Origin of the sequence: Chryseobacterium gambrini (assembly GCF_900156825.1) — a bacterium.
In the GTDB taxonomy this organism is placed as follows: domain Bacteria; phylum Bacteroidota; class Bacteroidia; order Flavobacteriales; family Weeksellaceae; genus Chryseobacterium; species Chryseobacterium gambrini.
Map to the genome: position 1 here is coordinate 1 of NZ_FTOV01000028.1, position 10,003 is coordinate 10,003.

Below are 10,003 nucleotides of genomic sequence, written 5' to 3' on the forward strand. Positions count from 1 at the left end.
TACAAGTACAATGGAAAGGAGTTGCAGGAATCCGGCATGTATGATTATGGGGCAAGGTTTTATATGGCTGACATCGGAAGGTGGGGAGTGCACGATCCATTAAGTGAATTACAATTCACGTATAGCCCTTATTCTTATGCTTTTAATAATCCAATCTATTTTACAGACCCAACAGGAATGATTGGAGAACCTGGAGAACCTAAATTAGATCCGAACGCCAAAGGTGGAGATAATAATCCTCATCAAATACAAGAAGTTATAATAAAAGGACATAAAAAATCTCAATCTGCATTTTCTAATATTGATGTAAATAAGTTAGCAACTATAATGACCCCTATGAGACCGGCAACTTTTGAAGAGTCTGCAATGATTAATACCAGATATGGAAAGTGTGGGCATAACGATATTGGCTGTGATTTTACTCGTTTATGGAAACAAATTAAAGATGTCCCAAGTGATTTAGCTGAATCACTGGAAAATTTAAAGTCTATTGGAGAAAGTGAGGATAAAGAAGAAATAGTTATTGCAACAGCCATTTTATTAGTTAACCTAAGAAAAGGAAAGATTGGGAATATGGCGAAAATGGGTAATCTTGGAGGAAAATTCTTGAAATTAGCAAAATTACTTAAATTAAATATAAATAGTCCTACTACTATAAGTATACTAGAAAATGTAGATAACACAGTACAGGAATTTATATCAACTCATAGAAAAGGTAGTATAAAAGCTGTTTTCCCTGCAGAATATTTAGATAGTACGGTAAAAGAAGCTTTACAAAGTGGTAATACAACTGTCCGAAAATTATTAACAGATAGTAGATTTTTAAAATAATGGAGAATAAAAATACTGAAATAAACGAACTACTTGTAAGACTAAAACAAGAATTACTGCAAGACTATAAAATCGTTGATTTTTGGGAAGCAGATACTACAGCAATAGGTATTCAAATAGGAACTGCTTTGATCTACATATCGACTTTTAATTATGATAAAACCCATAAATACAATATTATTATTGAAAAATATGACACAGGAGAAATAATTGAAAAAGAGAAAGAAAGTACATACAACGAACTAGTTGAAATTATTCAAAAAATACAAGAATAACGACCTGATCTCGCGGATTTATAATCCGTGAGTAACAATAAAGAACCCACCGCATTGCGGTGGGTTTTGTGTTTTAAAAAGTTGTTTCGCGAAAGCGAGGTTTTTTATTGCGTAATAATCTGTTGTAGATTATCTTTCATTCTTTTGTTAGAGATTGCTAGATCAATCATTTTAAGCAAAGCCTGTTGTTCGTCTTCAGGGAGCAGATCAATCAATTTTATTTTTTCTAAAAGCGGTAGATTAAGTTCTTTCTGCAAATCATTGTCATTAAAAAACTCACCTATGGAAACTCCGAAAACTTTAGCCAGTTTTTCCAGCGTAGAAATAGAAGGTTCTACTTTGCCGTTCTCAATTCTGGAATATTGCCCTTGTGGAACGCCTGAATCTGTGCAAATCTCTTTTTGAGAAAGGTTTTTAACTTCTCTTATTCTTTTGATATTTTTGGCTATGACATCTACAGTACGGCTCATAATCTGAGGTATTTATATAGCAAAAGTAATATAAAAAGCAATTTTATACAATATAGTGAAAATATGATTTGTATTTTTATGCAGTTAAATATATATTTGCAATAAATTAAAATATACATTTTAAAGCATAAAATAATTTTTCAATGGAAATTACAGAAATCAAATCCCGGTTATCAATTGCATCGGTTCTTCATTATTACGGTTTAAAACCGGATAAGAACAATAAAATGTGCTGTCCGTTCCACGAGGATAAAACGCCCTCCATGCAGATCTATTACAAAACACAGACGGCATATTGTTTTAGTTCCAATTGCAAAACGCACGGGAAAAGCATGGATGTTATAGATTTTATAATGTACAAAGAGAATTACACAAAACACGAAGCGATAAAAAAAGCTGAAGAACTTTTAAATCCCGGAACAGGAAACATGGAAATCAGCAGAGAACAGTTCTTAACCAATATGTTTCAGTATTTTAGAAACGCTATTAATAATAGCAAGCCTGCAAAGGAATATTTAAAAAATCGCGGGTTGGATTTTACAAGAATCGAAATCGGCTACAACTCGGGACAGTTCCATCACGGGGAACGGAAAACAGATGAATTATTGAAACAGGCTTTAGAAGTTGGTTTGCTGCAGGACAAAGGACAGATCAATACAAGAACAGGCGAAAAAGGCTACAGCCCTTTTGCGAAATGGTGCATCTGTTTTGCGCTGAGAAACAAAGAGCATCAGGTTACAGGATTGTACTTCCGCTCCGCATTATATGATGATCCTTCGTTGGACGGCTCAATGGCGAAACATTTTTACCTGAAGAACCGTTCCGGAATTTATCCCGGATATCCGAAAAAAGAAACCCAAAAACTCATTCTTACGGAAGCTATTATCGATTGTGCAAGTTTACTTCAGATTAAAGAAATCAGAGAAAATTACAGTTTAATAAGCAGTTTTGGAACCAATGGATTGAATGAGGAAATTTCACAGGCAATACAGGAATGGTGTCATTCTGAGCAAAGCGAAGAATCTAAAGAAATTATCTTTTGTTTTGATAACGATGAAGCGGGAAAAACCGCAGTGGAAAAGTACTCCAAAGACTTTATTAAGAATGATCCGAAACTTAAAATCTCTACCGTTGAATTGCCCTGCAAAGATGTTAACGAAACACTGCAACTGCACGATGAAAGTATTTTCACCCAGCTTTTAGAAGAAAGGAAAATTTTATTTTCATCTGAAAAAAGAGACTCCCAAATTACGCAGAACGACACGCGCACTGTCATTCTGACGAAGGAAGAATCTCTAAAAACCAACAACGATCAACCCAAAACAGCAACCGACTTTTTACAGCAAAAGAACCTGCTAAAGAATCTCAATCAGTTAATCGAAAAAGCAGGAATCATCGGCGAAGAACAGTCCCGACTGCTTTTGTTTTTAATTACGATCAGCTATTTAAATAAAAGTCCGTTGCACGGAATTGTACAGGGTTCAAGCGGAAGCGGAAAGACGCATATTATTAGTAGAATTGCGGATTTAATGCCGCAGGAAGACGTTCTGAGATTTACAAGAATTACAGAATCCAGTTTATACAACTGGGGAGAGTTTGATCTGTTCGGAAAGATCATCATTATAGAAGATTTAGACGGATTAAAAGAAGATGCGTTGTATGCGCTTAGAGAATTAATAAGCAATCAAATATTAAGCAGTTTAACGAGTATCAAAGACAAAAAAGGAAATAATAAATCGACCAATAAAATTGTAAAAGGACAGTTCAGTTCTTTATCAGCTACTACAAAAGGAGAATTGTACGAGGACAATATGAACCGCAGTTTTATCATCGCTATTAATGAAAGCGAAGAACAGACCGAGAAAATTATCAATTATCAGAACCGCAGAAATGCCGGAGAAGTCGACAAAAGCGAAGAGCAGAAAGCGATAAACTTTATCCGGAAAATCGTGCGGAATTTAAAGCATTACGAGGTCATCAATCCTTTTGCGACCCAAATACAATTGCCCAATAATGTAAAGAATAAAAGGCGGTTAAATGAAATGTTCCAGAGTATTATTAAGCAGATTACGTTAATCCATCAGTTCCAGAGAGAAGTGAGAAACGGTTTTTTGGTTACAGAAATTGAAGATATAGAGAATGCAGTTGAGATATTATTCGAGAGCATTATTTTAAAAATAGACGAATTAGACGGAAGCCTGAGACAGTTTTTTGAGAAATTAAAAAAAGCCTTTAAAGAAGAAAGCTTTACAAGGTTTGATGCGATGGAAGTTACAGGATTTAAGAAAACACAATTACAGTTCTATCTGAACGAATTGGTGAGATTAGAATATTTAAAACAAATCGGCTTTGCCAACAAAGGATTTAAATATAAAATCTCTTATAGTGATAATATTCAGAAAGTCAGGAAAGATTTAAAAGAAGCTTTTAACAGGCAGTTAGAAGAGCTGAAGAAGAAAAAATAAATTGCAGGTGCGGCTGCGCACCGAACACAAGCGAACACCAAACGGAAGCAAAACGAACGCTAAAGCACAACCTACGACAGCGTAAAATACTGACAACCAACAACTATCAACTAGCAATTATTTAGCGTTCGGAAAAATCGGAAATATTGAGTAAGCAAAACCATCATACTTAATAACAAATGAATGAAACCATCTTACAATTTAGAAAAGAACTTCAGAATTTAGGGTACTGCAAAACCGTTATAAACTCCTATCCAAAGCATATTGCAAGGTTTTTGGAATATACCCGGAAAGACTGTTCCGAAGTACAGACCAAGGATATTTTAGATTATTATTCCTATCTGAAAACCATCATAAGCAAGAGAACAAAAAAGCCTTTAAGCGGGCATTATCTCCATTCTATTTTACTGGCAGTCAAACTCTATTTTGATTATCTGCAAAGAGCAGAAATCCAGAAAATCAATCCATATCAGCTAAAAATAAAAGCGCCGAGATCAGAAGAAAGAAAAGTCTTCAGCTATGAAGAAATTAAAAAACTCTATGCCAAAAGCAGTTCATTACAAACCATTATCCTGCATCTCTGCTATGCGTGCGGATTAAGGAGGACAGAGGCAGTGAGCATTTTATTAAAAGATATAGATTTAGAAAACGGTTTACTTTACATCCGGAAAGGAAAAGGCAGAAAACGCAGAGTTATTCCCTTTACAAAACAGGTTCAGAAAGATCTTAAAGATTTTATTTTTTTGTCCGGATCAAAAGAAAGCTTACTTGGGATCAGTGCTGCCAAACTCTATTATGAATTTACAAAACTTCTTAAAAAGACAGGATTAGAAAACAAAAGATTTACCCTTCACTGCTTACGCCACAGCATTGCTACCCATTTATTGGAACAGGGCATGGAACTGGAGAAAGTACGGGATTTTTTAGGACACGAATATTTAGGAACAACACAGATATACACAAGAGTAAATGATGGAGCTTAAAGAATATTTAGAAACTGACTTATCTCAGGAAACTGTAAAAAACTATCTCTATGAAATAGAGAAGTTTAACAAACATTACAGGAATCCGGAAGAGCTCAGCTATCAAAACCTAATGGAATACATAGAATTACTGAGAAAAAACTACAATCCGCAAAGCGTAAAAAGAACCATTTACGCGATAAAAAAATACTACGATTATTTAGTAGAAACAGGCAAAACAGAAATCAATACTGCATCGAATATCAAACTAAAAGATGGCAAAGAAAATCCGGTACAATTACAGGAACTGCTTACGGAAAAAGAACTTCAAAAGCTTTTAGAACCGAGAAGAGAACGTTATCCCATGTTAGCAAAAAGAAATCAGATTATCATGAGTTTACTGGTTAATCAGGCGTTATTGGTTGGAGAAATTGAAAGATTAAAGATTGAAAATTTAGATCTGAAAAATGCAAAAATAAAAGTTCAGAAAACAGGAATTACAAACAGTAGAAATTTAGATTTAAAAGCCGAACAAATCCTATTATTTTATCATTATTTACAGGAAGAAAGAGAAATTTTAGCTAACAACCGACAACTATCAACCGACAACTTTTTACTCAACAAACTCGGTTCAGGCATTACAAAAGATGATATCAATTACCTTGTATCAACCTATCAGAAAGATTTTACCAAGAAACTGACAAGCGTAAAAATCCGTCAAAGCGTTATTAAACTTAAACTGGACGATGGCGAAAACCTGAGAAAAGTACAATATTTTGCAGGTCACAAACACGCAGACACCACAGAAAAGTACAAAGAAACCGGAATTAACGCCTTACAAACGGCAATCAATCAATATCATCCAATCAAGTAAGAACCTTGAATTTTTGAACGCTGAACCGTGAAAACTCCACCGCTTGCATTTTAGTAGAAAACCCGCCCCCACTTCAAAAAAAGACATTTTCCTCTGAAGCTTTGCCAAAACCTGCCCTTCGCTTTAAATCCACAGCAAATTACATAATCAAAATTATACGCAAACCCAACGCAAAACGTTGCCTTCCACTCCGACAAGCTTCGTTACTGGCAAATCCCTCATTGCCTATAATTTGAGATTATGCAAAATGCTTTCCTTTGTTCCGTTTTTGGAAAAAACTCCACAGCAACCGCTTTTAGCCGACACCTTCCCCGAATCTTTCCCAAGCCGAAAAACACCTTTTTCTCCAACGCTTCAACCACCCGAATCAAGGAAAAATGCGCCAACGCTGAATGAAGCCGGGAATAGAAAATTTAGTTTGTAAAAGGATGTGGATTTGTGGAAAAAGCCGAGTTGAATCCCGCGCCGATTTTTCCCACAAGTCCACATCAGCGACAACAGCGACAACGATACCACTTTTAGTCATCCCTTATTTTTTTTCAATTGAAAAAGTAAAAATCTGCGGAAAAAAAATTAAAATAAATTTTTACACCTCCTTAAAATAGTAGTAGGTTCGAGCGTTACACCTCCTTAAAATAATAGTAGGTTCGAGTGTTGCACCTCCTTAAAATAGTAGTAGGTTCGAGCGTTACACCTCCTTAAAATAATAGTAGGTTCGAGTGTTGCACCTCCTTAAAATAGTAGTAGGTTCGAGCGTTACACCTCCTTAAAATAATAGTAGGTTCGAGTGTTGCACCTCCTTAAAATAGTAGTAGGTTCGAGCGTTACACCTCCTTAAAATAGTAGTAGGTTCGAGCGTTGCACCTCCTTAAAATAGTAGTAGGTTCACAAAATAATGTACTGTACTGTTTTTTTAGAACTCTAAAAATGATTTACAAAAAATGGATATTGAAAATCAATTCTTTACAGAGGTCTTGGAAAAATCAACGCTTTTTTTGAGAGCTTGGGGAAAAAAAATAGCAAGATGTGTCTTTGTACGTACAAATTTCTTCGAAATTTTTCGCTCAAAGACTTTTCTGCCTTTTTTCAAAAGGGTAAAAACTTCGGAACTCAGTTCTTTTTTTTCAATTGAAATAAAAAATAGTGAAAACCCTGTTTTTTTCTTCAGTTGAAATTAATACTTTTGAAAAAGCGAGCAAGCGAAGACGATCACAGTGTAAAGCCTCGCGCGAAAAAAACCGGAGTAGGAAGATTGGCAAAATGTGAGCAGGATTATACAACTATAAGTACAATGGGAAGGAACTGCAAGAGACTGGAAACTATGATTATGGTGCAAGGTTTTATATGGCTGACATCGTCGTAGATCCGCTCGCGGAGACTTCACGTCGTTGGTCGCCTTATACTTATGCGTTTAATAATCCTATTCGTTTTATCGATCCTGACGGAAGATCAGGGAAAGATATCATTATTCTAACTGCGAATGGATCATTTAAAGCATCTAAAGAACTTATGTATAAAACCGAAGAAGGTAGAAGGATTTGGAATAAATATGGAACCAGTAAAACTGAAGATATTTATATAGGTTCTAAAAACTTCGGACTTAATTCTTCTACTGTAGCAGAAACAGTTAATGATACTCGAGCTATGGGATTTATAAAGAATGAAACATTGTCAATCCCTGAAAGTTATAATAATTTTTCAGAGTTTAATAGTTTAGACATTTCTAAATCTGGGGATAAGAAAATTCACTTGGTTTCTCTGAATGAAAATTTTTTTAAAGAAGAAAGTAGTGATTTAAAATATACTGCGACATTTACAGATGATGAAGGTAACTCAAAAAGTATTAAATATAATAACTATGATTTATCAGAGACTATTTACCATGAAATAAAAGCACTGGATGTACTAATTTAGTGTCCAGTTAAAGTTAAGCATAAAACCTTAATTTTAACTTATGAAACGAGAGAGAAAAATCTACGCTCCTGCTTTTAAAACCAGGGCTGTTCAGCTAAGCAAAGAACGAACTAATGTTTCAGAACTCGCAAGGGAACTGGGAATCGCAGTCACGCTACTTTACAAATGGCGTAAAGAGTATGAAGAATTTAGGGAAGGAAGTTTTCCGGGAAATGGAAATTTAAAACTAACACCCGAACAGGAAAAGATTCATGAGCTGGAAAAAAAGCTGAAAGATGCGGAACTGGAACGCGATATATTAAAAAAAGCAATCGGCATCTTCTCCAAGAGCGGTCGATGAAATATAAATTCATAAAAAATAATGAATCTGTATTCCCGATTGAAAAGATGTGTCAGATTTTACAGCTAAGTTCCAGCAGTTATTACAAATGGAAAAACAGGCCGAGTGGCAAAAGATTGCTTTTGAAAGGAAAAATAAAACAGCAAATCACTTCAATTTATTTCTCATCAAAACAACGTTATGGAAGTCCAAGGATTACTTTTGAATTGAATTCTTTGGGTTATAAAATCTCCAGAATAACTGTCGCAAAATATATGAAAGAGCTGGGTCTGAGAAGTAAACTGAGCAAGAAATTTAAAGTAACTACGAATTCTAAACACAATTACTTGGTAGCAGAAAATGTGTTGGACAGGCATTTTATTGCCGAGAAACCTGCGCAAGTCTGGGTTTCTGATATTACCTATATTCAAACCAAAGAAGGATTTTTGTATTTGACAACAGTGATTGATTTATATGATCGGAAAATTATTGGATGGAGTTTGAGTAAAGGGATGAATACTGGGGAAACAAGCCTTGCAGCTTGGAAAATGGCTTTCAAAAACAGGAAAATAGGGGAAAGTCTAATTTTTCATAGCGACCGAGGTGTTCAATATGCAAGCAGAAAATTTGCAAATACTTTGGAATTTTATGGTATTACAAGAAGTATGAGCCGCAGAGGAAATTGCTGGGATAATGTCGTGGCTGAAAGCTTTTTTAAATCCTTGAAAACGGAACTCATTTATGGAAACAAGCTCATTTCAAAAGAAAAAAATGGAGTTGGAAATTTTTGAATACATTGAAATCTGGTACAACAAAAAAAGAAGGCATAGTGCGTTGAATTACCAAACTATTGAAGAGTTTAACAATCAAAACAAAATTTATCAAAATGTAGCTTAACTTATACTGGAATTTCTATTTGCATATCCAGGACTGGATTTGAAACAGAAATGGGTTTTTCAATAAACGCATACGATGATAAGCCAGATGCTTATTATTTTGCAGGTGGTGAACAATGGCAATCTAATGATGGAAATACATATCAAATTCAATTCGGAGACTGGGTTAAATTAAGCGGTGTAACCGTAAATTATGATGCATATAATAGCATTAGCTCTTTGGGGTATGTTCCAAGCCATAATGCGACATATGGTGATCACGCGATTATGAGAAACGGAGCTAAAAAAACACTTAATGATGCAATAGGATTAGAAGGTTTGATTTCTGGTACAGTGATAGAGGCAATAGCTTCAAAAAAAATATCTGCTCCAAATCCTGTTACATTATTGTTAGGTGCTGTTTATAATATGTATAGTGGAATGATTGATCAAGTAAGTACAGATATACAAAGAGATAAAAGTATCAAAGATGCAAGAAAGTAAAATATATAAGAGAGTTTTAATGTTATTTATATTTATTTTAACGACAATAAGTATTCATATTGGTATAAAATTGTTAGGTAAAGAATCTGTAAATGTTTTAGGAATCTTGTTATCTGGTTTTTTTGGATTTGTCTTATGGTTGTTTTATGTTTTTACAAACAAAATATAAAATCCTAATCTCGCGGATTTGTAATCCGTGATCAACAATAAATAACCCACCGCAAAGCGGTGGGTTTTGTTCCCCGAAAAGATACGGGTATTCCTGATTCGAATTCAAGAAGTTTTGTACAGGATCAGGTGAATAAACGCCGACCATGATTGATAACCTGCAATACATCTATACTTCCGGCAATACCGGCAACAGGCTTACCAACATCAATGATCATGCACAGAATGCAACAGGATACGAAGGCGGCGGACAAACCATCGGATATGATGTGAACGGAAACATGATCAGTATGCCGGATAAGGGAATCAGTGTGATCAAATACAATCATTTAAACCTTCCCCACCA

At 34.9% G+C, this 10,003-nt stretch carries 8 protein-coding genes and 2 pseudogenes; 9 read left to right on the top strand and 1 reads right to left on the bottom strand.

The window, feature by feature from the left end:
- Nucleotides 1-831 (top strand): RHS repeat domain-containing protein (locus BW951_RS22450; protein WP_139326240.1); only part of this gene is annotated, 831 nt, incomplete at its 5' end.
- Complete coding sequence (locus BW951_RS21955; protein ID WP_076396802.1) at nt 831-1,106, top strand: hypothetical protein; 276 nt, start codon at nt 831-833, stop codon at nt 1,104-1,106. The genes BW951_RS22450 and BW951_RS21955, both read left to right, overlap by 1 nt.
- A gap of 104 nt (nt 1,107-1,210) precedes the next feature.
- Here BW951_RS21955 and BW951_RS21960 read toward each other — a convergent pair whose 3' ends face one another.
- Nucleotides 1,211-1,576, bottom strand: a complete 366-nt coding sequence (locus BW951_RS21960) for a helix-turn-helix domain-containing protein (protein WP_076396804.1) — start codon at nt 1,574-1,576, stop codon at nt 1,211-1,213.
- Nucleotides 1,577-1,719: 143 nt separating this feature from the next.
- Between BW951_RS21960 and BW951_RS21965 the strand changes: the two genes are divergently transcribed.
- The 7 genes and pseudogenes from BW951_RS21965 to BW951_RS22005 all read left to right on the top strand — a co-directional run.
- Nucleotides 1,720-4,041, top strand: coding sequence for a CHC2 zinc finger domain-containing protein (locus tag BW951_RS21965; RefSeq protein WP_076396806.1), 2,322 nt, complete (start codon nt 1,720-1,722; stop codon nt 4,039-4,041).
- Between the two features lie 179 nt (nt 4,042-4,220).
- Nucleotides 4,221-5,024, top strand: a complete 804-nt coding sequence (locus BW951_RS21970) for a tyrosine-type recombinase/integrase (RefSeq protein WP_076396808.1) — start codon at nt 4,221-4,223, stop codon at nt 5,022-5,024.
- On the top strand, nt 5,011-5,877 hold the full coding sequence (locus BW951_RS21975; RefSeq protein ID WP_084196516.1) for a tyrosine-type recombinase/integrase: 867 nt from the start codon (nt 5,011-5,013) through the stop codon (nt 5,875-5,877). Before BW951_RS21970 ends, BW951_RS21975 begins: the two co-directional genes overlap by 14 nt.
- A 1,275-nt stretch (nt 5,878-7,152) precedes the next feature.
- Nucleotides 7,153-7,326: pseudogene (locus tag BW951_RS22580) on the top strand (RHS repeat-associated core domain-containing protein); the annotation flags it as partial.
- Nucleotides 7,327-7,831: 505 nt separating this feature from the next.
- Nucleotides 7,832-9,007: pseudogene (locus BW951_RS21995) on the top strand (IS3 family transposase).
- Nucleotides 9,008-9,057: 50 nt separating this feature from the next.
- Nucleotides 9,058-9,489: a hypothetical protein gene (locus tag BW951_RS22000; RefSeq protein ID WP_076396814.1), complete on the top strand. Its 432-nt coding sequence runs from the start codon at nt 9,058-9,060 to the stop codon at nt 9,487-9,489.
- A gap of 314 nt (nt 9,490-9,803) precedes the next feature.
- Nucleotides 9,804-10,003, top strand: a 200-nt coding sequence (locus BW951_RS22005) for a hypothetical protein (protein WP_175608863.1), incomplete at its 3' end; no start/stop codon positions are given.

Bases quoted from the DNA above. Each gene is read 5' to 3' on its own strand.
- BW951_RS21955 (WP_076396802.1), top strand. From the start codon at position 831: ATGGAGAATAAAAATACTGAAATAAACGAACTACTTGTAAGACTAAAA.
- BW951_RS21960 (WP_076396804.1), bottom strand. From the start codon at position 1,576: ATGAGCCGTACTGTAGATGTCATAGCCAAAAATATCAAAAGAATAAGA.
- BW951_RS21965 (WP_076396806.1), top strand. From the start codon at position 1,720: ATGGAAATTACAGAAATCAAATCCCGGTTATCAATTGCATCGGTTCTT.
- BW951_RS21970 (WP_076396808.1), top strand. From the start codon at position 4,221: ATGAATGAAACCATCTTACAATTTAGAAAAGAACTTCAGAATTTAGGG.
- BW951_RS21975 (WP_084196516.1), top strand. From the start codon at position 5,011: ATGATGGAGCTTAAAGAATATTTAGAAACTGACTTATCTCAGGAAACT.
- BW951_RS22000 (WP_076396814.1), top strand. From the start codon at position 9,058: ATGGGTTTTTCAATAAACGCATACGATGATAAGCCAGATGCTTATTAT.